General features: G+C 71.2%; 18 protein-coding genes and 1 tRNA gene. 10 read left to right on the top strand and 9 right to left on the bottom strand.

What is annotated here, in order from left to right; all coding sequences use genetic code 11:
* The first annotated feature begins 78 nt into the window (after positions 1–78).
* From ABTU92_RS09000 to ABTU92_RS09010, 3 genes are all read left to right on the top strand, one after another.
* A complete protein-coding gene (locus ABTU92_RS09000) occupies positions 79–2,376 on the top strand; it encodes a TRAP transporter permease (protein ID WP_408089751.1) in 2,298 nt (765 codons plus the stop codon).
* Between the two features lie 234 nt (positions 2,377–2,610).
* Complete coding sequence (locus ABTU92_RS09005) at positions 2,611–3,594, top strand: TAXI family TRAP transporter solute-binding subunit (protein ID WP_408089753.1); 984 nt, start codon at positions 2,611–2,613, stop codon at positions 3,592–3,594.
* Between the two features lie 387 nt (positions 3,595–3,981).
* Complete coding sequence (locus ABTU92_RS09010; RefSeq protein ID WP_408089755.1) at positions 3,982–4,893, top strand: amidohydrolase family protein; 912 nt, start codon at positions 3,982–3,984, stop codon at positions 4,891–4,893.
* Positions 4,894–5,036: 143 nt separating this feature from the next.
* Here the strand turns inward: ABTU92_RS09010 and ABTU92_RS09015 are convergent, their stop codons facing one another.
* From ABTU92_RS09015 to ccrA, 3 genes are all read right to left on the bottom strand, one after another.
* On the bottom strand, positions 5,037–7,757 hold the full coding sequence (locus ABTU92_RS09015) for a phosphoenolpyruvate carboxylase (RefSeq protein WP_408089757.1): 2,721 nt from the start codon (positions 7,755–7,757) through the stop codon (positions 5,037–5,039).
* Between the two features lie 410 nt (positions 7,758–8,167).
* Positions 8,168–10,930, bottom strand: a complete 2,763-nt coding sequence (locus ABTU92_RS09020) for a phosphoenolpyruvate carboxylase (RefSeq protein WP_408089759.1) — start codon at positions 10,928–10,930, stop codon at positions 8,168–8,170.
* A 425-nt stretch (positions 10,931–11,355) separates the two neighbouring features.
* A complete protein-coding gene (ccrA, locus tag ABTU92_RS09025; RefSeq protein WP_408089761.1) occupies positions 11,356–12,633 on the bottom strand; it encodes a crotonyl-CoA carboxylase/reductase in 1,278 nt (425 codons plus the stop codon).
* Positions 12,634–12,850: 217 nt separating this feature from the next.
* On the opposite strand from ccrA, the gene ABTU92_RS09030 reads away from it, so the two are divergent.
* The 3 genes from ABTU92_RS09030 (at position 12,851) to ABTU92_RS09040 (ending at position 16,707) form a co-directional block, all read left to right on the top strand.
* Complete coding sequence (locus tag ABTU92_RS09030) at positions 12,851–14,239, top strand: glycosyltransferase family 87 protein (RefSeq protein ID WP_408089763.1); 1,389 nt, start codon at positions 12,851–12,853, stop codon at positions 14,237–14,239.
* A gap of 129 nt (positions 14,240–14,368) precedes the next feature.
* Positions 14,369–14,617: a GlsB/YeaQ/YmgE family stress response membrane protein gene (locus ABTU92_RS09035; protein ID WP_408089765.1), complete on the top strand. Its 249-nt coding sequence runs from the start codon at positions 14,369–14,371 to the stop codon at positions 14,615–14,617.
* Between the two features lie 95 nt (positions 14,618–14,712).
* Positions 14,713–16,707 carry a methylmalonyl-CoA mutase family protein gene (locus ABTU92_RS09040; protein WP_408089767.1) on the top strand — a complete coding sequence of 665 codons (1,995 nt, stop codon included), beginning with the start codon at positions 14,713–14,715 and terminating at the stop codon, positions 16,705–16,707.
* 106 nt (positions 16,708–16,813) lie between these two features.
* Here ABTU92_RS09040 and ABTU92_RS09045 read toward each other — a convergent pair whose 3' ends face one another.
* Both ABTU92_RS09045 and ABTU92_RS09050 read right to left on the bottom strand, forming a co-directional pair.
* Positions 16,814–17,380 carry an NADPH-dependent FMN reductase gene (locus ABTU92_RS09045; protein WP_408089769.1) on the bottom strand — a complete coding sequence of 189 codons (567 nt, stop codon included), beginning with the start codon at positions 17,378–17,380 and terminating at the stop codon, positions 16,814–16,816.
* Positions 17,381–17,664: 284 nt separating this feature from the next.
* Positions 17,665–17,741, bottom strand: a tRNA-Pro gene (locus ABTU92_RS09050).
* Between the two features lie 71 nt (positions 17,742–17,812).
* On the opposite strand from ABTU92_RS09050, the gene ABTU92_RS09055 reads away from it, so the two are divergent.
* Together ABTU92_RS09055 and ABTU92_RS09060 are read left to right on the top strand one after the other, a co-directional pair.
* Positions 17,813–18,835 (top strand): L-threonylcarbamoyladenylate synthase, encoded by a 1,023-nt coding sequence (locus ABTU92_RS09055; RefSeq protein WP_408089771.1) that lies wholly within the window; start codon positions 17,813–17,815, stop codon positions 18,833–18,835.
* A 269-nt stretch (positions 18,836–19,104) separates the two neighbouring features.
* The gene (locus tag ABTU92_RS09060) at positions 19,105–20,526 is read left to right on the top strand and encodes an FAD-binding oxidoreductase (protein ID WP_408089773.1); all 1,422 of its coding nucleotides are present in this window, start codon (positions 19,105–19,107) and stop codon (positions 20,524–20,526) included.
* Between the two features lie 222 nt (positions 20,527–20,748).
* Here the strand turns inward: ABTU92_RS09060 and ABTU92_RS09065 are convergent, their stop codons facing one another.
* From ABTU92_RS09065 to ABTU92_RS09075, 3 genes are all read right to left on the bottom strand, one after another.
* Positions 20,749–21,783, bottom strand: a complete 1,035-nt coding sequence (locus tag ABTU92_RS09065) for a Bug family tripartite tricarboxylate transporter substrate binding protein (protein WP_408089775.1) — start codon at positions 21,781–21,783, stop codon at positions 20,749–20,751.
* Between the two features lie 118 nt (positions 21,784–21,901).
* Entirely contained in the window at positions 21,902–22,318 is a 417-nt protein-coding gene (locus ABTU92_RS09070) for a cupin domain-containing protein (RefSeq protein ID WP_408089777.1), read from the bottom strand.
* A gap of 48 nt (positions 22,319–22,366) precedes the next feature.
* Positions 22,367–23,176 carry an SDR family NAD(P)-dependent oxidoreductase gene (locus ABTU92_RS09075; RefSeq protein WP_408089779.1) on the bottom strand — a complete coding sequence of 270 codons (810 nt, stop codon included), beginning with the start codon at positions 23,174–23,176 and terminating at the stop codon, positions 22,367–22,369.
* A 258-nt stretch (positions 23,177–23,434) separates the two neighbouring features.
* Between ABTU92_RS09075 and ABTU92_RS09080 the strand changes: the two genes are divergently transcribed.
* Positions 23,435–24,403, top strand: coding sequence for a helix-turn-helix domain-containing protein (locus ABTU92_RS09080; protein ID WP_408089781.1), 969 nt, complete (start codon positions 23,435–23,437; stop codon positions 24,401–24,403).
* A gap of 166 nt (positions 24,404–24,569) precedes the next feature.
* The gene (locus tag ABTU92_RS09085; RefSeq protein ID WP_408089783.1) at positions 24,570–25,217 is read left to right on the top strand and encodes a HupE/UreJ family protein; all 648 of its coding nucleotides are present in this window, start codon (positions 24,570–24,572) and stop codon (positions 25,215–25,217) included.
* 43 nt (positions 25,218–25,260) lie between these two features.
* Here the strand turns inward: ABTU92_RS09085 and ABTU92_RS09090 are convergent, their stop codons facing one another.
* A complete protein-coding gene (locus tag ABTU92_RS09090; protein ID WP_408089785.1) occupies positions 25,261–25,659 on the bottom strand; it encodes a hypothetical protein in 399 nt (132 codons plus the stop codon).
* Positions 25,660–25,700 lie beyond the last annotated feature (41 nt).

Here is a 25,700-nt window from a genome sequence, read left to right on the forward strand (position 1 = left end):
TGAGGCTTCCGGTCGAAGCGGGCCGCAGAGCCCGTCGTGACGGCTGCCCGTCCGGGCGGCCCAGGGCAGGACATGCGCATGGTGGACCAGCGGACCGGCGCGCCCGGCGCGCCGCAGTCTCGTCGTGACCGGGAGCAGGATGGGGCGCCCGCCGAGCAGCCTACGACCGCCGCGACACCGGCGGGGACGACGCCCGCTGCACCACCTCCGTCGACCACGCCCGCCGGGGCGACCCCGCCATCGACACCGGCCTCGACGCCCTCCGCCGCGTCGAGCCACGCCTACGGCGCCGACCATCCGTTCCGGCCGCTGGAGCCACCGCCCGGCTACGTGCCGGGCTCCTCGGGCCGTCCCGCGCCGGTCGACTCGGCGCTGCCCGACGTCCGTCTCACCACCCAGGGCGCCATCTCGGACGAGGCCTTGCGCAAGGCCGAGGCCTATATCGAGCAGGAGGAGGGCGCGGCGAACCGGCTGTCAGGCCGCGCCGGCCTGATCGTCACCACGATCGCGGTCGTCTCGACGCTGTTCCACCTCTATGCGGCTTACGCCATCGTGCCGACCCAGGAGCTGCGCTACGTCCATGTCGGCTTCGTGCTGGTGCTGGGCTTTCTCCTGTTCCCGCTCGCGACGCGTTTCCGCAACGCCATCCGCTGGTGGGACGTGCTCGCCGCCGCGGCCTGCGTCGGCATTCTCGGCTACGCCTTGCTGGGCGGCGAGGCGTTCACCGATCGGGCCGCCGTGCCGGACCGGCTCGACGTGATTCTCGGCGTGATCTTCATCGTCCTGCTGCTCGAGGCGACGCGCCGCACCACCGGCTGGATCATGCCCGTGGTGGCGATCCTGTTCATTGTCTACGCGCTGATCGGGCCCGAGCTGCCGCCGCCCTGGACGCATCGCGGCTACACCTTCACGCGGCTGGTCGGGCACCTGTTCATCACGCTCGAGGGCATCTTCGGCGTCGCCGTCGACGTGTCGTCGAGCCTGATCATCATGTTCACGATCTACGGCGCCTTCCTGCAGCATTCCGGCGCCGGAAAGTTCTTCATCGACTTCTCGCTCGCCGTGATGGGCGGCAAGCCGAACAGCGCCGGCCGCACCGTGGTGCTCTCCTCGTTCCTGCTCGGCGGCCCGTCCGGCTCCGGCGTCGCCACCACGGTGACGATCGGCGCCGTCGCCTATCCGATGATGGCGCGCGCCGGCTTCGAGCGGAATGCCGCGGGCGGCCTGCTCGCGGCCGGGGGGCTGGGCGCGATCCTGTCGCCGCCCGTGCTCGGCGCCGCCGCCTTCCTGATCGCCGAGTTCCTGAAGATCAGCTATCTCGACGTGATCTGGATGGCGATCATCCCGACCGCCCTCTACTACCTGTCTCTCCTGTTCATGGTGGAGCTCGACGCGAAGAAGTTCGGCGCCCGCACGGTGCCCTACGACACGTCCCTCACCATCCCGCAGATGCTGTGGCGCTACGGCTTCCACTTCGTCTCGCTGATCGCCGTGATCGGCTTCATGGTGGCCGGCTTCTCGCCGATGCTGTCGGTGTTCTGGTCGACGCTGCTCGCCTTCGGCCTGTCGTTCCTGCGCCCCGAGACGGCGCTGTGGCCGAGGAAGCTCGTCAAGGCGCTGGCCGACGGCACGATCGGCGTGCTCAACGCGGCGACCACCTGCGCCAGCGCCGGCATCATCGTCGGCGTCGTCACGCTGACCGGGCTCGGGTTGAAGTTCTCCTCGATCGTGCTCGCCTATGCGGGCAACAGCCTGCTCCTCACCGCGCTCTACACGGCCCTGATCGTGTGGATCGTCGGCCTCGCCGTGCCGGTGACGGCCTCCTACATCATCTGCGCCGTCATCGCGGCGCCGGCGCTGATCAAGCTCGGCGTGCCGGACTTCGCCGCGCACATGTTCATCTTCTACTACGCGGTGCTGTCCGAGGTGTCGCCGCCGACCGCGCTGTCGCCGTTCGCGGCCGCCGCCATCACGGGCGGCAATCCCTACCGCACCACCCTGCAGGCGTGGAAATACACGCTGCCGGCCTTCCTGGTGCCGTTCGTCTTCATCCTCGACCCGTTCGGCGTCGGGCTCCTGATGACGGTGCCGAAGGGCGGCACCTGGATCGACGTCGTGCTGATCGCGGTGAAGACCGCGGTCGGGCTCGGTGCGCTCGCGGTGGCGGCGCAAGGCTTCGCGATGCGGCGCGTCGCCGGCGTCGAGCGGGCGGTGTGGACGCTCGCCGGGCTCCTGCTGGTGTTCCCGAGCCTGCTCGAGGGAGCGACCGAATGGGCGCTCGGTATCGATGTGCCGCAGCCCGCCTGGCTTGGTCTCGCGCTCGTGGCTCTGCTACTCTTCGTGCAGATCAGGACGCGGGCGCAGGCGCATGCGTGATCGAGCTGTGTCGGCAGTGTCAAAGTCGGCCCCGAGGTCCGCTCGTTCCCGCGAAGGCGGGGACCCAGCGGCCGCAGAACGTGACGCCCTGGATTTCCGCGTGCGCGGGAACGAACGGAGTGTGGGTCGACGTCGGTGGACACCGCTCTGCTCGCATGAAGCCGCCTGCATGAGACCACCTGAATGCCGTCGCGACAGACGACGGAAGAAGCCTGACCATCAAGGGAGAACGCCATGACGATCAAAATCCGCCGCCTGACACTCCGCCGCGCCGTCGCCGGTGCGGCGGCGCTCGCGCTCGTCGCCGCCGGCACCGCGGTCGCCCAGCAGAAGACCATCGCGATCGGCACCGGCGGCACCGGCGGCGTCTACTATCCGATGGGCGGCGGGCTCGCCGCCGTGCTGTCGAAGACGCTGCCCGACGTCCAGGCGACCGCCGAGGTGACGGGCGGCTCGGTCGACAATCTCAAGCTGATCGGCTCCGGCCAGAGCGAGGTCGGCTTCTCGATGGCCGACGCGGCGCTCGACGCACTGCAGGGCCAGGACAAGTTCAAGGGCAACAAGATCGACGTCCGCACCCTCCTGGTGCTCTACCCGAACCGCATGCATGTCGTGACGGTCGAGGGCACCGGCATCGAGACGATGGCCGACCTCAAGGGCAAGCGCGTCTCCACCGGCTCACCCGGCAGCGCCACCGAGGTGATGGCGTTCCGCGTCATCGAGGCGGCCGGGCTCGACAAGGACAAGGACATGAAGCGCGAGCGGCTCGGCGTCGCCGAGTCGGTCAACGCCATCAAGGATCGCAAGATCGACGCCTTCTTCTGGGTCGGCGGCCTGCCGACCGCCGCCGTGACGGATCTCGGCGCGACCCCGGGCGTCAAGATCAAGATGATCGACCATTCGGAGGTGGTCGACAAGATGAACGCCAAGCACGGCAAGCTCTACGCGGCCGACACCATCAAGGCCGGCACCTATCCGGGCCAGGACAAGGACAACAAGATCTCGGTGGTGTGGAACGTGCTGGTCACCAGCGACAAGATGACGGACCAGATGGCTTACGACATCGTCAAGGCGATCTTCGACAAGAAGCCCGACCTCGTGGCCGTCCACAAGGAGGCCGCGAGCATCGACTACAAGAACCAGCTCAAGGCCAATTCCTCGATCCCCTGGCACCCCGGCGCGCTGAAGTACTTCGCCGACAAGGGCGTGCAGATGTGACGCGGGTCGGCACGAACCGGGACTCGTCATGCGCGGGCTCGACCCGCGCATCCATCAGCTTCGCCGAAGAAGTGCTTTGTCGCGGAGAGATGGATCGCCGGGTCGAAGCCCGGCGATGACGTCGAAAGGGCCGTCCGGGCTGCATGGTTCGAGACGCGCTCCTTCGGAGCGCTCCTCACCATGAGGGCGGCGTTCGCGCCTGTCGGGCCGAACTCGGCCAATGCGTCTCCGATCGCCGCGGTGTGAGAAAACGTCACGCGCCGGGTCGCGCCGACCGCGACCGAAAGTCCACTCGCCAAGGGCGCGATGCCGTCGCCGGACCAGCCGTTCTGGGGTATGCTCCTATCAGGACGGCCGATACGAGCCGCCAACCTGCGGGAGGCGAGCATGAGTCCGACGACCAATGCGGTCCGACAGCCGAGCCCGGAGCCGACCTGCCCGCCGCCCGATCCTCATCCGAGAAAGCCCACCTACGTCCCGCCGCAAGGCGCCTGCGACTCGCATTTCCACGTCTTCGGCCCGGGGGACGTGTTCCCCTATGCGCCGAAGCGGCCGTTCACGCCGCACGACCAGCCGAAGGAGACGCTGCTGGCGCTGCACCGCTTCCTCGGCTTCGAGCGTGGCGTCTTCGTGCAGTCGACCTGCCACGGCACCGACCACCGGGCGCTGCTCGATCTCCTGGCGACCACGGACGGGCGCTATCGGGGTGTCGCGCTGCTCGATCCCGACACGCCGGCCGACGAGATCGCACGCCTGGACGCGGCCGGCGTGTGCGGCGTGCGCTTCAACTTCCTGTCCCATCTCGGCGGCCGGCCGTCGCTCGACGGGATGAAGGCCGTGATGGAGAAGGTCGCGCCGTTCGGCTGGCACGTCGAGGTCCACGTCACCGGCAAGGAGCTGCTCGACAGCCTCGACCTGATCACGTCGATCAAGGCCAAGGTGGTGATCGACCATGTCGGCCGCGTCGACGTCGCCGAGGGCACGTCGGGCTTCGCCTTCGGGGCGCTCAAGCGGCTGCTCGACCGCGGCACCATCTGGGTGAAGCTGTCCGGGGTCGACCGCATCTCGCGGGCCGGCCCGCCCTTCGCCGACGCGGTCGCGCTCGCCCGCGCGCTGGCCCGGCACGCGCCGCAGCGCGTCCTGTGGGGCACCGACTGGCCGCACCCCAACATCTCGCGCTTCATGCCCAACGACGGCGAGCTCGTCGACCTGATCCCGCAGATCGCCGAGGACGAGCGCACCCGCCAGCTGATGCTGGTCGACAACCCGACCGAGTTTTTCGGGTTTCCGAAGGGGTGAGCTTCGAGGTTCGGTTGATCAGTCGCCGGTCATTCCGGGGCGCGGCGAAGCCGCAAACCCGGAATCCAGCGGCAATCTCTGGACTCGCGGCTGGATTCCGGGTTCGGCGCTGACGCGCCGCCCCGGAATGACGAACCCGCTCCTCACCCCGTGGTCTTCTGGCCCATCGCGATGGCGTTGACGGTGAGGAGGAGAGCGTCGAGCGTCGCCTCGTCGGGGGCGGCGCGGTGGCGGCGCAGCAGGCGCACCTGCTCGTGATGCAGCCAGGTGAGGCCGCGGGCCCGCATCTCGATGGTGCGCAGGAAGCGCGGCCGGCGCTCCTCGGGCGGGGCCGGGAACAGCGCCGCGACGGCGGCGCGGGTGCGCTCGTGCTCCTCGACGATGCTCGCCATCATGGTGTCACGCAGTGCCTCGTCCTCGACCAGCGAGGCATAGAGCGTCATCATGGCGGGGTTTGCCATGAGGAGGCTCGCCTCGACATTGTGGAGCACGTAGACGAGGAAGCGCCAGCGCGGCAGCACGGTCCGGATTTGCTCGAAGCCGTCGGGGCGCTCGCGTTGCAGCCACGCGATGGCGCTGCCGACCCCGTACCAGCCGGGCAGATGGAAGCGCGCCTGGCTCCACGAGAACACCCACGGGATGGCGCGCAGATCGGCGAGCGTCGCGCGGCCGGTGCGGCGGCTCGGCCGCGAGCCGATGCGGGCCTGCTCGATGGCGTCGATCGGCGTCGCGGCGCGGAAGAAGTCGATGAAGCCGTCGGTCTCGACGAGGCGCCGATAGGCCGTGAAGCTCTCGTCCACCACCTCCTGCCACAGGCCGCGCAGCGGGTGCGGCGGCACCGGGCCGGCGGCGTGCAGCATCGTCGTGCGCACCACGCCGGCGAGCAGCCGCTCGAGATGGAACGTCGCGGTGACGCGGTTGGCGTATTGCTGCGAGATCACCTCGCCCTGCTCGGTGACGCGCATCCGTCCGGTCAGGCTGCCGGGCGGCAGCGCGTCGAGGAAGGCGTGCGTCGGCCCGGCGCCGCGGCCGATGGTGCCGCCGCGGCCGTGGAAGAACTCGACCCGCACGCCATGCGCCCTGCCGACCGCGGCGAGCCGCTCCTCGGCGAGATGCAGGCCCCAATGGCTGGCCAGAATGCCGCCGTCCTTGTTGGAGTCGCTGTAGCCGAGCATCACGGTGCATTCCGGCACCGCCTTGCCGTCGCGCAGGCGCAGATAAGTGAGCGTCGCGCGGGTGATCGGATGCGCCAGGAAGGCGTCGAAGATGGTGTCGCAGCGGGCCAGGTCCGCGATGGTCTCGAACAGCGGCACCACCGGGATCATCGAGGCCGGCCCTTGCGGCGTCTCGATCAGCAGGCCGGCCTCGCGCGCCAGCAGATAGGGCGTGAGCAGATCCGAGACGCTGCGCGTCATGCTGATCACCAGCGGGCCGAGCCCGTCCGGCCCGTGCGCGAGGAGATGGCGGCGCAGCGCGCGCAGAAGCGACACGGTCGCCTCGGCCTCGCCACTGAGCGACGTGTGGTCGCCCGTGAACGGGCGGGGGCTGGTCAGCTCGCGCTCCAGGAAGGCGAGCTTCTCGGCCTCGCTCCAGTCCGGATAGTCGGTGCGGCGATGGCCGGCGGCGGCGAGCAGGCCGGCGACGGCGCGGTCGTGGAAGGCGGAGTTCTGGCGGACGTCGAGACGGGCGAAATGGAAGCCGAAGACGCGCGCCTGCGCCGTCACGGGCCGCACGTCCGTGGTGGCGATGTCGGGCGCGCCGGCCTCGCTCACGGCCGCCTCCAGGACCTCCAGGTCGGCGACCAGCTCGGCCGCGGCCTCGTAGCCGCCGGCGGCGTGGTCGCGGGTGCGCGCGATCCGCATGAGGATCAGGTTCACCATCTGGCGCCACGGCTCGCCGCGGTTGCGGGCGAGTGCCGCGCCGCTCTCGGGGCCGATCAGCGCCGCGGTCTCGTCGAGGCGGCGGCGCAGCGCCGCCGGCACGTCGTCGCCGTTGCCGGCGAGGCTGATGCGCACCGCGAGCGCCGAGAGGCGGGCGTGCAGGAGCGCGAGCGCCCCGGCGCGCAGCCGCGTCAGCATGCCCATCGTCACCGCGGTGGTGACGAACGGGTGGCCGTCGCGGTCGCCGCCCACCCAGGTCGCGAAGCCGAGCCGCGGCAGCGCCGGCGGGGGGCTGCCGAACGTGTCGCTCCAGGCCTCCTGGAAGCGCAGATCCAAAAGCTCGACGACGTCCGGAAACACCGTCTCCATGTAGTGCAGGACGGTGCGGATCTCGCTCTCGACGTCGGGCCGCTCCAAGAGGATCTCGCCGGTGCGCCACAGCCGTTGCAGGGCGGCGCGCAGGCGGCGGCGATAGATGCCGAGCTCGATCTCGGTGAACGAGCGGGTCTCACGTTCGAGTAGCATCAGGTAGAGGGCGCGGTGATGCTCCAGCACGGTGGCGCGCTTCGCCTCGGTCGGATGCGCGGTCAGCACCGGCTCCAGCGAGGCGTTCGCGATGGTGCGGCGGATGCTCGCCTCGTCGTGGCCGCGGCCCTGCAGGTCGCCGAGGTCGTGGCGCCACAGGCCGGGCTCGCGCTCGTGGCGGCGGCCCTCGGCGCGGCGGCGCATCTGGTTCGCCGTGTTCTCCTCGACGATGTTGAGGAGCTGGAAGGCGATCGACAGCGCCTGGCAGCGGGCGAGCGCGCCGTCCCGGCCGTCGTCGGATAGCGGCCCGTCGGTCGCCTCGAAGCAGCCGCGCACGAAGCCGGCGACGCCGGCCGCCGGCCGGTGCTCCTCGACGACCTCGCAGAAGACGTCGAGCAGGGCGTCGAAGTCGGCCGACCATTTGGCGAACTCGTCGCGCAGCGGAGCGGGAGCGTTCATCGGGACTGCCTGTGGCCGAAGGGCTTGCGCCGGGGGTGACGCGGTCTCCTGTGCCGGGCGAATCTCATGCAGGCAATGTGCCAGCCCGCGACGCTGCGTCGCGCCGAAAGTCGGGGCTGGGAGCCGGACACTCGCAGGTCCGCTGCGTCGCCTCGGCAAAGGCCTCGTGTCCCGGGCGCGGCGCGACGCGCCGCGAACCGGGACCCAGGGGCGATCGAGCGAGGCGGCCGGCGAACGCTTTGCCGTGCGGCCCGTCGTGTGCGGCCCGTCGTGCGGCCCGTCGTGCGGCCTCTGGGCCCCGGCTCTGCGACGCGCCAGGCCTTCGGCCTGCCGCGCCTTGTCCGGGGCGCGAGGCCGAGCATCGGGAGAGACGTTTCATCCCTCGGCATGCGCCGCCGGAGCATGTCGGATCACCCCGTGGTCTTCTGGCCCATGGCGATGGCGTTGACGGTGAGCAGGAGCGCGTCGAGCGTCGCCGCGTCGGGTGTCTTCGGGTCGGGGGCGGCGCGGTAGCGGCGCAGGAGGCGCACCTGCTCGCGGTGCAGCCAGTCGAGACCGCGCGCCCGCATCCGGGTGATCCGCAGGATGCGCGGGCGGCGCTCCTCCACGGGCGCGCCGAACAGCGCCGCCACGGCATCGCGGGTGCGGGCGTGCTCGGCCAGGATCGTCGCCATGATGCGATCGCGCAGCGCCTCGTCCTCGACCAGCGCGGCGTAGAGCCCCATGATCTCGGGGTCCGCCATCATCAGGCTCGCCTCGACATTGTGGAGCACGTAGCCGAGAAAGCGCCAGCGCGGCAGCACGGCCCGGATCGCCGCGAAGTCGTCGGGGCGCTCGCGGCGCAGCCCGTCGAGGGCGCTGCCGACGCCGTACCAGCCGGGCAGGTGGAAGCGCGCCTGGCTCCACGAGAACACCCACGGGATCGCGCGCAGATCGGCGATCGCGGTGCGGCCGGTGCGGCGGCTCGGGCGCGAGCCGATGCGGGCCTGCTCGATGGCGTCGATCGGGGTCGCGGCGCGGAAGAAGTCGACGAAGCCGTCGGCGCCGATCAGCGTCCGGTACGCCTCGTAGCTGCGCGTCACCACCTCCTGCCAGACGTCGCGGAGCGGATGCGGCGGCACCGGCCCGCCGCGATGCAGGAGCGAGGTGCGGGTGACGCCCGCGAGAAAGCGCTCCAGATGGAACGTCGCGGTGACGCGGTTGGCGTATTGCTGGGCGATCATCTCGCCCTGCTCGGTGACCCGCAACCGACCTTGGAGGGTGCCGGCCGGCAGCGCGTCCAGGAAGGCATGCGTCGGCCCGGCGCCGCGCCCGATGGTGCCGCCGCGGCCGTGGAAGAAGGCGATCCGCACGCCGTGCCCGCACGCGACGGCGGCGAGCCGCTCCTCGGCGCGATGCAGACCCCAGTGGCTCGCGAGAATCCCGCCGTCCTTGTTGGAGTCGCTGTAGCCGAGCGTGACGCCGCATTCCGGCGTCGCCCGGCCGTCCCGCACGCGGATATGCTCCAGCGTCGCCTTGGTCACGGGATGTGACAGGAAGCCGTCCAGGATGGTGTCGCAGGCGGAAAGATCGTCGATGGTCTCGAACAGCGGCACCACCGGCAGCATGCAGGCGGGGCCGAGGGCCGTCTCGACCAGCAGCCCGCCCTCGCGGGCGAGCAGATACATGGCGAGCAGGTCGGCGACGCCGCGCGTCATGCTGACCACCATCGGGCCGATGCCGTCGGCGCCGTGCCGCTCGATGTGGCCGCGCAGCCCGTGCAGCATCCGCACCGTCATGTCGGCCTCGCCGTCGAGCCGGGTGTGGACGCCCGTGAACGGCCGCGGGCTCTTCAGCTCGGCGTTCAGGAAGGCGAGCTTCTCGGCCTCGCTCCACTCCGGATAGTCGGTGCGCGGCAGGCCGGCGGCGGCGAGCAGGCCGGCGATGGCGCGGTCGTGATAGGAGCTGTTCTGGCGCAGGTCGAGCCGGGCGAAGTGGAAGCCGAACACCCGCACCTGCGCCGTGACGGGCCGTACGTCGGCCGCGGCGACATGCGCGGCGCCGGCTTCGGCCAGCGCCGCCTCCAGCGCGACCAGATCCTCGACCAGCGCGTCCGGCGCGGCGTAGGCGCCCGGCGCGTCGCGGCCGAGCCGGGTCTGCTCCAGCCGCGCGATCATCAGGTTCACCATCTGCCGCCACGGCTCGCGCGGATTGCGGGCGATCGCGGCGCGGCTCGACTCGCCCAACAAGGAAGCGGTCGACGCGAGACGTTCGCGAAGACCGGACGGGATCGCCTCGCCGTCGGCCGCGAGACTGATCTTCTGGGCGAGCTGGCCGAGCCGCGTCTGCAGGAGACGCAGCGCGCCGGCGCGCAGCCGCTCCAGCATCCGCACCGTCACCTCGGGCGTCACGCCGGGATGGCCGTCGCGGTCGCCGCCGACCCAGGTGCCGAAGCCGAGCCGCGGCAGCGCCGGCGCCGCGGCGCCGGACCCGAAGATGTCGCGCCAGGCCTGCTGGAAGCGAAGGTCGAGCAGCTCGACGACATCCGGGAACACCTGCTCCAGATAATGGAAGACGGTGCGGATCTCGTTGTCGAGTGCCGGACGCTCGAGCTGAATCTCGCCGGTGCGCCACAGCCGCTGCAGCGCCGCCTTCAGGCGCTGCGCGTGGATGCCGCGCTCGATGTCGGTGAACGAGCGGGTCTCTCGTTCCAGCAGCAGGAGATAGACGGCGCGGTGATGCTCCAGCACGGTCGAGCGCTTCGCCTCGGTCGGGTGGGCGGTGAGCACCGGCTCGAACGCCGTGTCGGCGATCGTCTCGCGGATCGTCGCCTCGTCGTGACCGCGGCCGAGAAGGTCGCCGAGATCGTGACGCCACAGGCCGCGCTCGCGCTCGTGGCGCTGGGCCTCGGCGCGGCGGCGGATCTGGTTGGCCGTGTTCTCCTCGACGATGTTGAGGAGCTGGAAGGCGATCGACAGCGCCTCGCAACGCTCGACCGCGCCCGAGCGGACCGGCCCGAGCGGCAGCGCCTCGTCGCCGTCGGCGAAGCAGCGGCGGACGAACTCGGCGACCCCGGTCGCCGGCCGCGACTCCTCGATCACGCCACAGAAGGCATCGAGCATGTAGGCCGAGTCGGCCGCCCATTTGGCGAAGCCCTCGCGGACGGGATCGAAATCGGGATCGGGACGGTCCATGGCACTGTTCCGGCGGCGACACACGGGTGGCCGCGGTCACGGGCAATCGGCGTTCTCGAATGCACGTCGTTTGAAAGACGGACGATGCGAATGACGGCACGCGGCGACCGACGATCCAATCAGCGGAGTCGCCGCGCTCTTCAGGAGCAGGTATCGGTCATGTCACGACGGAGGATTCTGGCGCGGTCGACGCGGGTGTCGCGGCGGCGTGGTTTTTTCCTCCGGCATTCATGGTGCCGCACCATGCCGCACCGCTGCTGCCCCCCCACCAACCCCGACCCCTTTGGCGCGCCGTAGGCGCGCCCGCCATTCGCTGCCCGAATGGGAGGAGGGGAGCGCTGGCGCCCTGCCCAATCAATCGAGAGCAGATGACGGCCTCATCGACCTGATCGTGCGGCCTGATCGCAGCGCGATCGAGAGCGCGCCTACTGCCCCACCGCCTCCAGCACGTCCTCGAAGGTCTTCAGGCCCCTCTGCGGGGCGTTGACCATCACGGCCATGTTGCCGGGCTTGTGCTGGTTCTGCCACATCATGTGATGGGCGAGCGGGATCTCGTTCCAGGAGAAGGCCTCGCTCATGCACGGGTCGATGCGGTGGTCGAGAACGAACTGGTTCGCCGCCGAGGCCTGCTTGAGGTGGGCGAAGTGCGAGCCTTGGACCCGCTTCTGCCGCATCCAGACGTAGCGGGCGTCGAACGTGATGTTGAAGCCCGTGGTGCCGGCGCAGAACACCACCATGCCGCCGCGCTTCACCACCAGGCAGGAGACCGGGAAGGTCGACTCGCCGGGATGCTCGAACACGAGGTCGACGTCCTTCTTGCCGGTGATGTCCCAGATCGCCTTTCCGAACTTCCGCGCCTCCTTCACCCAGGCGGCGTATTCGGGCGTGTTGACCTGGGGCATCTGGCCCCAGCACTTGAAGTCCTTGCGGTTGATCACGCCCTTGGCGCCGAGCTGCAGCACGTAGTCGCGCTTGCTCTCGTCCGAGATGATGCCGATGGCGTTGGCGCCGGCGGCCGCGCAGATCTGCACGCCGAACACGCCGAGCCCGCCCGAGGCGCCCCACACGAGGACGTTGTCGCCCGGCTTGAGGATGTGGGGCGGATGGCCGAACAGCATGCGATAGGCGGTGGCGAGCGTCAGCGTGTAGCAGGCCGCCTCCTCCCAGGTGAGGTGGTCGGGCTTCTTCAGGAGCTGGCGCGACTGCACCCGGCAGAACTGGGCGAACGAGCCGTCCGGCGTCTCGTAGCCCCAGATGCGCTGCGAGGGCGAGAACATCGGGTCGCCGCCGTTGCACTCCTCGTCCTCGCCGTCGTCCTGATTACAATGGACGATCACCTCGTCGCCGACCTTCCAGCGATGCACCTTGCTGCCGACCGCCCAGACGATGCCGGAGGCGTCGGAGCCGGCGATGTGATAGGGCTCGCCGTGGCCGTCGAACGGCGAGATCGGCTGGCCGAGCGCCGCCCAGACGCCATTGTAGTTGACGCCGCCCGCCATCACGTGGACCAGCACGTCCTCGTCGCCGAGCGGCCAGGTCGGCACCACCTCGACCTGCATGGCGTCCTGCGGCGGGCCGTGGCGCTCCCGGCGGATCGCCCAGGCATACATCTTGGCCGGCACATGCCCGAGCGGCGGGATTTCGCCGATCTCGTAGAGGTCCTTGGGTTCGTTGGTCGATCGAAGCTGGGTCACGGCCGCCATGGCACTTCCTCCGCCGGTCGAGAAGTCGGTCCGCCCGTAAGCCGGGCGAGTGTGCATCACCGGATATCGCGTCGCAATAAGTACCACGGTCGCAAGCGCCGGCGCAGGACTTAAGCCTTCGTCAATTCGGAGGGGGGATCCTCCGCAGCGCCGCGCCGCGCCGCCCCGTTTTGCGCCGGTCGAGCGCCCGTTTTATCTGCTCAGGACCGCGCCGGCGATGCCCGCTCCCGCTCCGATCGACGCCGCCGTCCCGCCGTCCGCGTCGTCTGGCCGCAGCCCCGTCTCGCCCCCGCCGAGCGCCGCGCCGACGGCCGTCACGCCGTTGGTCGACGCGCCGCTCACCGACCACGCGAGCACCGACCACGCGCTCACTGACCACGCGCTCACTTGCGCGGCTGCCGACGGCGCGGTCGAGCCGGCCGGGATCGAGCCGGTGCGGCTCGTCTGCTTCGCGCTCGCGATCGTCAACCTCACCTACATGGTGGCGGTGCTCGGCAGCGGCGACTGGATCGTGACGCCATCCGGCGCGCCGGTCCACACCGATTTCGTCATGGTCTACGCGGCCGGCCAGCTGGCGCTCGCCGGCGATCCCGCCGCCGCCTGGGATTGGACGCTCCACCGCGTCGCCGAGGACGCGGTGCTGGGCCGGCCGGTGCCCGCCTATTACGGCTGGCACTATCCGCCGCCCTTCCTGATGGTCGCCGCCGCGCTCGCCACGCTGCCCTATTGGGCCGCCTTCGCGACCTGGATGGCCGTGACGCTGCCGCTCTATCTGGTGACGCTGCGCGGCATCGTCGCGACCCGGCTCGGCTGGCTGGCCGGCGCGGCGTTTCCGGTGATCGTGCCGAACCTGGTGCCGGGCCAGAACGGCTTCCTCACCGCGACGCTGATCGGCGGCACCCTCGCGCTCCTGCAGCGACATCCGGTCGTGGCCGGAGTCTGCCTCGGGCTTCTGACCTACAAGCCGCAATACGGGCTGCTGTTTCCGCTGGTGCTGCTGGTGACCGGGCGATGGGTCACGATCGCGGCCGCGGCCGTGACGGCGCTGCTGCTCGGCGCCGTGACGCTGATGGTCTTCGGGACATCTGCCGGAGTGGCGAGCTGGGCCGCGTTCCTGCACTGGCTGCCGCTGACCTCGGACGCGCTGCTGTCCGGGTCGGATGCCGAGTTTCACAAGTTCCAGAGCGTCTTCGCGCTGGTCCGCCTGAGCGGCGGCAGTGCCGCGTTAGGCTGGACCGTGCAGATCGGGGCGGCGATCGTCACGGCGACGGCTGTCTGCCTGATCTGGCTCAACAAGAGAATTCCGTATGAGATGAAGGCGGCGACGCTGGCCGCGGGCGTGCTGCTCGCGACCCCTTACGTCTATCTCTACGACCTGACGATCCTCGCGGTCGCGCTCGCCTTCCTGCTGCGCCATGCACTGTCGACAGGGTTTCTTACCGGCGAGCGCCCGGCGCTGGCCGTGGTCGCGGCGGCCTTCCTGGTGCTGCCGGTGCTGGGCATCCCGGTCGGCCTCGTCGGCGTCGCCGCGACGCTCGCGCTGGTAGGCCGCCGCATCGGGGCGGTGCTCGCCGCGCCGTCGCCGGCGGGACGATCTGTCGCCTAAAGTCGCAGGGCCGTGTCGCGGTAGCGGGCTGACAGCCCGCGCGGGCCGCGTTATCCTTCCCGTCGCAGTGCAACAAGGATCGCGCGTCCGCGTGCATTCGGACTCCGCGCCTTCGGACCGGGACGGACCATGGGCTTGTCCTTGCTGGTATGGCTGATCGTGGGCGCGCTGGCCGGCTGGATCGCCGGCAAGCTGGTGCACGGCGTCGGCTTCGGCCTGATCGGCAATGTCGCGGTCGGCATCGTCGGCGCCGCCATCGCCGGCTTCCTGCTGCCGCGGCTCGGGATTTTCTGGGGCGGCGGGTTCCTGAGCGCGGTCTTCCACGCCGTCGTCGGCGCCGTCATTCTGCTGGTCCTGGTCGGCCTGATCCGTCGTTAGAGCGGAACGGCCGGTCGCTGGCGCGAGGCCCGCCGCGGGCCGGCGCCGCGACGTGAATTTCGAACGTCATAACTCGTTTTCAGGGAGCGTCCTCGATGCGCGACACACCGATGCGCGATACACCGAAGCGCGACAAGCCGTGGATCATCCGGACCTATGCGGGCCACTCGAGTGCCCGCGAGTCCAACGCTCTCTATCGCAAGAACCTGTCGAAGGGGCAGACCGGCCTGTCGGTCGCCTTCGACCTGCCGACCCAGACCGGCTACGACTCGGATCATCCGATCGCCCGCGGCGAGGTCGGCAAGGTGGGCGTCGCGATCTCGCATATCGGCGACATGCGCACCCTGTTCGACGGCATCCCGCTCGGCGAGATGAACACGTCGATGACCATCAACGCGACGGCCGCCTGGCTGCTCGCCATGTACGTCGCGGTGGCGGACGAGCAGGGGGTGCCGCGTGAAAAGCTCACCGGCACGACGCAGAACGACATCATCAAGGAGTATCTGTCCCGCGGCACCTATGTGTTCCCGCCCGGGCCGTCGATGCGGCTGATCAAGGACGTGATCCTGTTCACGACCCGCGAGATGCCGAAGTGGAACCCGATGAACGTCTGCTCCTACCATCTGCAGGAGGCGGGCGCGACGCCGGTGCAGGAGCTCGCCTATGCGCTCGCGACCGCGGTCGCGGTGCTCGACTCGGTGAAGGAGGCGGGCGAGATCGAGAACTTCGGCGAGGTGGTCGGGCGCATCTCGTTCTTCGTCAACGCCGGCATGCGGTTCATCACCGAGATCTGCAAGATGCGGGCGTTCTGCGAATTGTGGGACGAGATCACCCGCGAGCGCTACGGCGTCAGCGATCCCAAGCAGCGGCTGTTCCGCTACGGCGTGCAGGTGAACTCGCTCGGCCTGACCGAGCAGCAGCCCGAGAACAACGTCTACCGCATCTTCCTGCAGATGCTCGCCGTGACGCTGTCGAAGTCGGCTCGCGCCCGCGCCGTGCAGCTGCCCGCCTGGAACGAGGCGCTGGGCCTGCCGACCCCGTGGGATCAGCAGTGGTCGCTGCGCGCCCAGCAGATCCTCGCCTACGAGAGCGACCTGCTCGACTACGGCGACATCTTCGCCGGCTCGACCGAGATCGCGAAGAAGGTCGAGGAGCTGAAGGCCGAGGCCCGCGACGAGCTGCGCCGCATCCTCGACATGGGCGGCGCCGTCGGGGCGATCGACACCGGCTATCTGAAGGAGCAGCTGGTCGTCTCCAACTCGCGCCGCGTCGAGCTGATCGAGGCGGGCGAGCAGGTCGTCGTCGGCGTCAACAAGTTCGTCGAGACCGAGCCGTCGCCGCTGCCGACCGGCGAGGGCGCCATCATCACCATCCCGCCCGAGGTGGAGGAGGAGCAGGTCGCCCGCCTGCAGGCGTGGCGGGCGGCGCGCGACGGCGACGCGGTGGCGCAGACGCTGGCCGAGCTGCGCCGCGCCGCGATCGAGGGCCGCAACATCATGCCGGCCTCGATCGCCTGCGCCAAGGCGGGCGTCACCACGGGCGAATGGGCCTTTGCGTTGCGTGAGGGCTTCGGCGAGTACCGGGCGCCGACCGGCGTGTCCGGCGCGGCGCGCAACGACGCGCGCAACATCGAGGAGATCAAGGCCGAGGTCGACCGGGTGTCGCGCAAGCTCGGGCGGCGACTGAAGTTCCTGGTCGGCAAGCCGGGCCTCGACGGCCACTCCAACGGCGCCGAGCAGATCGCGGTGCGGGCGCGCGACGCCGGCATGGACGTCGTCTACGAGGGCATCCGCTTCACGCCCGCGGATATCGCGCGCGCCGCCCGGGACAAGGACGTCCACGTCGTCGGCCTGTCGATCCTGTCGGGCTCGCACATGGAGCTGGTCGCCGACACGCTGGCGAAGCTGCGCGAGGCCGGCGCCTCGCATGTCCCCGTGGTGGTCGGCGGCATCATCCCGCCCGACGATGCCAAGGCGCTGCTCGCCGCCGGCGTCGCCGGCGTCTACACGCCCAAGGACTTCGACCTCAACCGCATCATGACCGACATCTGCCGGATCGTGGAGGACGCCACCTCCGACAAGGCGGCGTGAGCGCGTCGGCGCGGACCGCAGACCCGCGAGCCCCCGAGCTCGCGGGTCGTCGTCGTGTCCATGCGCGCGCGGCGAGGATCCCTGCCGCGCGGGCTCGCTGCCGCCGCTACTTCGCGTGCAGCGGCTTCAGGGCGCCGGCCCACTTGTGCAGCTCGTCCAGGACCTCCTTGACGGCGCCGGCCTGGATGTCGTTCGGCGTGAAGACGCCCTCCTTGATCTGCGGGAAGACGAACGGGATCACCACCGCCTCCAGGATCGGCATCACCTTGAGCGTGGTGAGGATCTGCTTGGTCATCTGCACGGCCCGGATGCCGCCCGAGACGCCGCCGTAGCTGACGAAGGCGGCCGGCTTGTAGTTCCACTCCGAGTAGACGTAGTTCAGCGCGTTGAGGAGCGCCGGGGTGGGGCCGAAATTGTACTCCGGGGTGACGAACACATAGGCGTCCGCCGCCTTGACGCTGTCGCTCCACGCCTTGGTGTGGGCCTTCTCGTATTTCTGCATCTTCGGGTGATGCGGCTCGTCGTAGACCGGCAGGGCGAAGTCGGCCAGGTCGACCAGATGGGCGTCGAAGCTGCCGTGCGCCTTGGCGCGCTCGTGGAACCAGTGCGCGACGGTCGGGCCGACGCGGCCGGGGCGGGTGCTGGCGACGATGGTGTGGAGGCGAAGGGTCACGAGGGTCTCGCTTGTCGGTTGGGTCGAGGGTGAAAATGTCCCCGCCCCCATAAAGGAAGCCCGGTGACGATCCGCAAGGCGTTACCGCCGTGTGGCGGCCCCGCGCGTCCGCCCGGACACTTTCTCGCGCAGCGCCGCGCTCCGCCTGGCGCGGTCCGGACATGCGGACTGGCGCCGGCCCGTCGGGGCCGCTTCAGCCGAGATCGTGAATGGCAGGAGTGCGTTGACTTGCAGGCGCCGGCGGGCCTAACCCCACGGCCGTGCCGCGTCGTCGTTCGGCGGAATGGTCGGAGTGGCAGGATTTGAACCTGCGACCCCCTCGTCCCGAACGAGGTGCGCTACCAGACTGCGCTACACTCCGTCCCGCCGGTGAGGACGGTCTTATAGCCAAGCGAATCCGCGCCGGCAAGCACGGGAGTCGATGTGACTGCGATGATTTTCACGCGCGTCCTGGCAGCAGGGGACGCGGCGGCCGCGACCGCCGCGGGCATCCTGCAGGATGGCGGGCTGGTGGCTTTTCCAACGGAAACCGTCTACGGGCTCGGCGCCGACGCGACCAACGCGGCCGCGGTGGCGCGCCTCTACGCCGCCAAGGGGCGGCCGCGCTTCAATCCGCTGATCGCGCATGTCCCGGATGCGGCTGCCGCATGGACGCTCGGCCGCGCCGACGCGGCCGCCGAGACGCTCGCCGCCGCGTTCTGGCCGGGGCCGCTGACGCTCGTCGTCGAAAAAGCTCCCGGCTGCCCGGTCTGCGACCTCGCCACCGCCGGGCTCGAGACGCTGGCGTTGCGCGTGCCCGACCACCCGGTCGCCCAGGCGATTCTCGCGGCCTGCGGCCGGCCCGTGGTGGCGCCCTCGGCGAATCGCTCCGGCCATGTCTCCCCCACCACGGCCGCGCACGTGGTCGGCGATCTCGCCGGCCGCATCGATCTGGTGGTCGACGGCGGCGCGACGCCGGTCGGGGTCGAATCGACCATCGTGGCCTGCCTCGGCGGCACGCCGCGGCTCTTGCGCCCCGGCGGCGTGCCGAAGGAAGCCCTGGAGGCGGCGCTGGGCGGCCCGGTCGCCGACCCGCCGGCGCCGTCCATGGCTGGCGGCCCGGCCGGCGATCCCGGGCCGGGCGTCGTGCCCGAGGCGGGACCGATCGCGCCCGGCATGCTCAGCTCGCACTACGCGCCGCGCGCCCTCCTGCGCCTGCGCGCCAAGAGCGTCGCGCCCGGCGAGGCGCTTTTGGCGTTCGGCCCGACTGTGCCGGAGGGGGCCGAGCATGCGCGCGCGGTGCTCAACCTCTCTGCGTCCGGCGACCTCGCCGAGGCGGCGGCGGCGCTGTTCGCCCATCTCCGTGCGCTGGACGCCTCCGGCGCGCCCGTCATCGCGGTCGCGCCCATCCCCCGTCACGGGCTCGGCGCCGCCATCGCCGACCGCCTCGCCCGCGCCGCCGCCCCCAGGGGGTGAGCGTCGGCGCCAGGGTCTTCACCTCTCCCCGCACGGGGTGAACCTCTCCCCGCTGCGCGGGGAGAGGTCGACATTCGCGGGATCAGCGCGGATGTCGGGTGAGGGGGCCTCGCCGCGAGTCCGAGCTTTTCGGAGACGCCCCCTCACCCGACTCGCCGCTGTGCGCGGCGAGCCACCCTCTCCCCGCGCGCGGGGAGAGGGAACAAGTGCCCGCCATCCCCTCCGTCGCCCGAACGCGCTAGAGTGCGCGTCCCATGGACGCTCCCCGCATGCCCCCGCGCCCCGCATCGCTGTCTCCCGACACCCTCGCCCGCTTCGTCGCGATCGTGGGCGAGCGCCACGCCGTCACGGAACCGGCCGAGCAGGCCGCGTATCTGGAGGAGCCGCGCGGGCTCTATCGCGGGGCGACGCCCGTGGTGCTGCGTCCCGGCTCGACCGAGGAGGTCGCGGCGATCCTGCGGCTCGCGACGGAGCTGGGCGTCCCGGTCGTGCCGCAGGGCGGCAACACCGGACTGGTCGGCGGCCAGATCCCGCACGACGGCGAGGTCCTGTTGTCGCTCAAGCGGCTCGACCGCATCCGCGAGATCGACCCGGCGTCCAACACCATGACGGCCGAGGCGGGCGTCGTGCTGCAGGCCGCGCAAGCCGCCGCGGCTGGCGTCGACCGGCTGTTCCCGCTGTCGCTCGGCGCCGAGGGGAGCTGCACGATCGGCGGCAATCTCTCGACCAATGCGGGCGGCACGGCGGCGCTCGCCTACGGGGTGGCGCGCGACCTCGTGCTCGGCCTCGAGGTGGTGCTGCCGGACGGGCGCGTCTGGCACGGCCTCAACAAGCTCAAGAAGGACAACACCGGTTACGACCTGAAGCACCTGTTCATGGGCGCCGAGGGCACGCTCGGCGTCATCACGGCGGCCGTGCTGAAGCTGTTTCCGGCCCCGAAGGCGGTCGAGACCGCCTTTGTCGCGGTCCCCACGCCGGAGGCGGCGCTGGCGTTTTTCGGTCTCGCCCAGGGGCGCGCCGGCGCGAGCCTCACGAGCTTCGAGCTGATGGCGCGCATCTGCCTCGACATGGCGCTCCGCCACGGCACCGCCCTGCGCGACCCGCTGGCGAGCCCGTCGCCCTGGTACGTGCTGATCGAGCTCTCCTCGGGCGCGCGCGACGGGCTGCGCGAGCTGTTGGAAGAGACGTTGGGGCTCGCGCTGGAGCAGGATCTCGTCACCGACGCCGTGATGGCGGAGAGCCTGGAGCACCGCGCCGCCTTCTGGCGGCTGCGCGAGTTCGTGTCCGATGCGCAGCGCTACGAGGGTGGCTCGATCAAGCAGGACGTCTCGGTGCCGGTCGCCGCCGTGCCGGACTTCATCCGCGCCGCGTCCGATGCGGTGTCGAAGCTGATCCCCGGCTGCCGGCCGGTGCCGTTCGGCCATCTCGGCGACGGCAACATCCACTTCAACGTCAGCCAGCCGGTCGGCGCCGACAAGGCGGCGTTCCTGGCGCGCTGGGACGCGATCTCCGACGCCGTGTTCGCCGAGGTGCTCTCGCGCGGCGGCTCGATCTCGGCCGAGCACGGCATCGGGGTGATGAAGCGCGACTATCTTCCGCGCATCAAGGACCCGGTCGCGCTCGACCTGATGCGAAGCTTCAAGGCCGCGCTCGACCCGGCCGGGATCCTCAATCCCGGCAAGGTGGTGTGACGCCGGCCGTGCGCGGCGCATGACGAAAAAGCTGTCCAAGGTTCGGCTGCGTGCCCCGGACAAGGCGCATCAGGCCACAGGCCCGAGGCGCCGCAGAGCCGGGGCCCAGGGGCGGCTCAAACAGCGATCGGCGGGCGCCTCGGCGGTGGCCCTGGGTCCCGGTTCGCGGCGCGTCGCGCCGCGCCCGGGACACACGAGGCATCCTTCGCGGCGGCCGCCGCCTCACTGCCCCTTGTACTCGGTCGGCTTGGTGTCGGCGATCCGGATCAGCGTCTCGGCCGCCTTGCGGTCCTCGGCCAGGAAGGCGACGAAGTCCTTCGGTCCGGTCGGCGCCGACAGCACCGCCTGCTGGTCGAGGAAGGCCTTGAACTTCGGCTCCTCGAACAGTGTCTTGAACGCTGCGGCGAGGCGGTCGATCGCCTCCGGCGGCGTGCCCTTCGGCGCGCCGAGGCCCCACCAGCCGATGCCCGGATAGCCGCCGATCCCGGCCTCGGTCGCGGTCGGCACGTCGGGCAGCAGCGGCGAGCGCGTCGTCGACGACACGGCGAGCGCCTTCACCTTGCCGCTCTGCAGGGCGGCCAAGAAGTTGCCGACGCCGAAGCGCGTCACCTGCGCCTCGTTCGCCATCAGGGCCTGGGCGGCCGGGCCGCCGCCCTTGTAGGGGATGCCCTGCACCTTGGCGTTCCACTGGTTGTTCATCCACCGCAGGAACAGGTCCGGCAGCGAGCCTTCGCCGAGCGTCGCGTAGTTGAGCGCGCCCGGCTGCGCCTGGATCTTCGCCTTCAGCTCGGCGACCGTCGCGACGCCGAGGTCGGACGAGACGAACACGCCCTCGATCAGGAAGAACAGCCGGCCGACCGGCGCGATGTCGTCCGGATTGTAGGGCAGCTTGGCGAACAGCAGCGGATTGTACGACATCGTGTTGTGATAGACGGCGCAGAACGTGTGCGCGTCCGGCGCCGACTGGGCGCAGGCGGTGGCGCCGAGGATGCCGGCGGCGCCGCCCTTGTTCTCGATGATGATCGGCTGGCCGAGGCGCGGCTGCAGCTCGTTGGCGGCGGCGCGCAGGATCACGTCGGTGACGCTGCCGGCGGCGATCGGCACGATCATGCGGATCGGCTTCTGCGGCCAGGCCTGCGCCGTGGCGGCGAGCGTTCCGGCGGCGAGCGTTCCGACCGCGAGAAGGCTCGCGGCGGCGAGCCGCGAGACGGTGCGGCGGGTGGTGAAGCGCCCGGCGAGACGGATCGGGCTTGTCATGGCTGCGTCCTCCGATCGTTTTGTTTGTTTGGTCGATGACGAGGCTCGTCGCTGGATTCCGGGCTCGCAGTTTCGCTGCGTCCCGGAATGGCCGAGAACGGAACAATCGAAAGCAGTCTCAGTCCTTCTTCTCGGCGCGGGTGCCGTAGAGGCCGTGCGACGTGTCCTTGACGGTGAAGAAGACGACGTCGGCGTCGGGGCCGGCATGGCCGCCATGGACGACGCCGCCGGGCTGATAGATCACGGTGCCCGGCCCGGCCACGAAGGTCCGGCCGTCGACCTCGGCGTGCATCACGCCCTCGATGATGTAGGTCCACTGCTCGTTGGGATGGCTGTGCCGCTCCGTCACCTCGCCGGCCTTCAGCCGCACCAGGCCGCACATCATCCGCTCGCCCTCGACCACCTTGCCGGTCGCCGAGGTGTAGCCGCGGCCGACGTCGAGCGCGGCGATCGAGGTGAGATCGAACACGTATTCCTTCTCGCCCGCCTTGGTGACGAGGGGCTTTGCGGCGGGCGGCGGGGTTGTCTCGGTCATGGCCTCGTCCTTCGCGTGATTGATCGGGGTCTCGATCGGCGACGCTGCTCAGGTGAAATGCGCGCCCTTGTCGGCGACGATGAGCTGGCCCGTGATCGCGTCGCTCGCGGGCGAGCACAGGAAGACGAGCGGGCCGGAAAGATCGTCCGGCGTCACGTCCTCGGGGATCGCGCGGGCGGCGCGGATCTTGGTGATCAGCTCGGGTTTCGCCGTGAAGGCTGCGCCGGCCGCCGGATTGGCGACCAGCCCGGTCGCCAGCGTGTTGACCCGGATCCCCTGCGGCCCGAGCTCGCGGGCGAGCGCGCGGGTCAGCGCCAGCACGCCGCCCTTCATGCTTACGTAATGGAGCCGGTTGGGCAGGCCCTCCTGCATCGTGGTCGAGCCGATGTTGACGATCTTGCCCCAGCCGTTGCGGGCCATCCGGGGCGCCGCCGCCTTGGCGCATAAAAAGCTGCCGCGCAGCCCCACCGCCATCACCCGGTCCCACGCCGCGACGTCCAGGTCGGCGAGCGGCACGGGCGGGATGTTGGAGCCGACGACGGCGTTGTTGACCAGGATGTCGAGCCGGCCGAACGCGGCCTCGGCCGCCGCCGCCATCGCCTCGACGGCGGCCTCGTCGGTCACGTCGACCGGCACGGCGAGGGCGCGGCCGCCTTTCTCGCGCAACGCTTCGGCGACCGGCTCGGTGTCGACGATGTCGGCGACCACCACGCTCGCCCCTTCGGCCGCGAGCGCCGCGGCGAACACGGCGCCGAGCGCCGCCTTCGGGCCGAACGCCGCGCCGGTCACGACGGCGACGAGACCGTCGAGACGGCGGGTGCTGCGCTGCAGCGACGACAGGTCGGGCATGACGGTCATGGCGAGTCCGTTGGGCGAGTCCTGTCGGACGAGTCCCGGCACGCGCCGGCGCAGCAGCGCGCCGCGCCGGGCGGGATGAAGCTCTGCATGCGAAGCGGGCCGGGTCAAAGCGAACGCATCGTCTTGCGCTGACGCGACAGAGATCGTGCGCTCGGCCGACAGGTCGCCCGGCGCCGGCCGGCCGCGTGTTGCGGTCGCCGGGCGCCCCCCGTAGGATCGCGCAAAAGCGACGAGATCGACACGTCCAGGGAGACGCGCATGGTCCGGGTCGATCCGGGGCTCGCCCCCGCCGAGAAGCAGCGGCTCTGGCAGGACGCCATCGCCTGGCATTTCGGCGAGGCGGATCTCGCGATCCGCCGTCCCGACCGCTTCGCCGGCCGCATCGTCACGCTCGGCGACGGGCCGATCCGGCTCGTCGAGGTGGCGAGCGACAACGAGATCGGGGTGCGCACCCGCCGCCATGCCGCGCAGGCGCGCGACGAGGTGTTCGTGGTCGCCCTGGTGAACCGCGGCCGGGTGTCGTTCGAGCAGCGCGGCCGCAGCTGCGTGCTGACCGACGGCATGGCGACGCTGTTCGCGGCCTCCGAGCCTTACGTGATCCGCCACGACGATCCGGCCGAGGTGATCAATCTCACGGCGCCGGCGTCGCTCCTGCAATCCTTCGTGCGGCGTCCGCACGATCACGTCTGTCGCGCCGTGTCGACCCGCGGCCTCGTCGGCAAGGTGTCGCGCGACCTGATGGTCGAGCTCGCCCAGGCGGCACGCACCGGCGCACCGTGCGACGACGGCGGCGCCACGGCCGCGTCCGGCCCGCTGCAGCTCGCGCTGGCGAGCATCGCGGTGCTGCTCGCGGAGGGGACGGCCGCGCCGTCCGGCCTCGGCGATCGGCAGGCCGCGATGATGCGGCGCTGCCGCGAGATCATCGCCGCCTCGCTGGCCGAGCCGGAGCTCGGCCCGGCCCTCTTGGCGCAACGCATGGGCGTATCGGTGCGCTGCCTGCACGGCCTGTTCCGGGCGGCCGGCACCACGGTGTGCGACGACGTGCTGGAGGCGCGGCTCGCCCGCAGCCTGCAGCTCCTCGGCGATCCCGCCGCGGCGACGCTGCGCCTGAAGGAGGTCGCCTTCACCAGCGGCTTCGCCACCCCCTCGCTGTTCGCGGCGCAGTTCAAGCGCCGCTACGGGCGCACGCCCGGCGAGATGCGCCGGGCGCTGCTCGCCGGCGGGTGAGCCGCCCGCAAGTCCGACCGGCTAGCCGTCTCGCCGGCGCGGTGCAGCGGTGCAGCGGTGCAGGGCGGTTGGCGCCGGTATCCGGACTCGGTAGTCTGGCACGATCGAGCGCGGCACGGTACTTGCCACGGTGGCTTCGCTCGACCCCGATGCCAGGAGATCATCGATGCTGCCGCATGCCCGCGCCGCGACGCCCGTCCGCGCTGTCCGCCCTCGCACCGTCGGTCGGGCCGCGACGCTCGCCGCCGGGCTCGTCCTCGTGACCGCCTCGGCCGCGTCGGCGCATGTCGGGCAGGCCTCACATGCCCACGGCTTCGCCGACGGCTTCCTGCACCCGCTGTTCGGCATCGACCACCTCGCCGCCATGCTGGCGGTCGGCCTGTGGTCGGCGACGTTGGGCGGCGCCGCGCTGCTCGCCGTGCCGGCGGCCTTCGTCGCGGTGCTGGTGGTCGGCGCCGTGCTCGGCGCCACCGGCGTGCCGCTGCCGGCCGTCGAGCCGGCCATCACGGCCTCGGTGATCGTCCTCGGGCTCCTGGTGGCGCTCGCCGTGCGGCTGCCCCTCGCCCCGGCCGCCCTGCTGGTCGGCGCCTTCGGCCTCGTCCACGGCTATGCCCACGGCGCCGAGATGCCGGCGGCGGCGAGCCCGCTCGCCTACGGGCTCGGCTTCGTGACCGCGACCGTGCTGCTGCACGCGGCTGGCATCGGGCTCGGCGTCGCGCTCGGCCGGATCGCCGAGGTGCGGGCCGGTTTCGGCATGGCGCGGGTCGCCGGCGCCTGCGTGGCCGGCGTCGGCCTGGTGCTCGCCATCGCCTGACGGCGGCGTGCGGCACGCCCGCGTGCGACGCCCCGGAGCGCGATCAGCGGCAGATCCGGGCGTCGGCGAGATCGCGGAAGTCGGTGCCGGTGGCTGCGGTGTCGGGCCCTTTCAGCCAGACCATGACGTTGGTCTCCGAGGCGGCCGTCGTGCCGCAGCGCATGTGCACCGAGTACATGGTGCCGGGCGTCGCGGCGCGCTCCTCGACCCACTCGACCGAGCAGGTCTCGCCGCCCTTCGCGTAGCTGCGCGCCGTCAGCACGAAGCCGCTGCCGGTCGGCGCCGGGCAGCTCCCGGTCGCCGGAATCCAGGTGCCGCGCAGGCTCTCCGGCACCTCGGAATGCCGCACGTCGGCTACGGCCGTGCCGCCCGTCACGAGGCCTGCCGTCGTCACCGCGGCGGCGAGGACCAGCCCCGTCGCCATCACGCTCGCCTTCATCATCGCGCACCCGCCGTCGTGGAATCGTCGCGGTATCTTAATCC

It is taken from the genome of Rhodoplanes sp. SY1, assembly GCF_046000175.1.
Taxonomy (GTDB): Bacteria; Pseudomonadota; Alphaproteobacteria; order Rhizobiales; family Xanthobacteraceae; genus Rhodoplanes.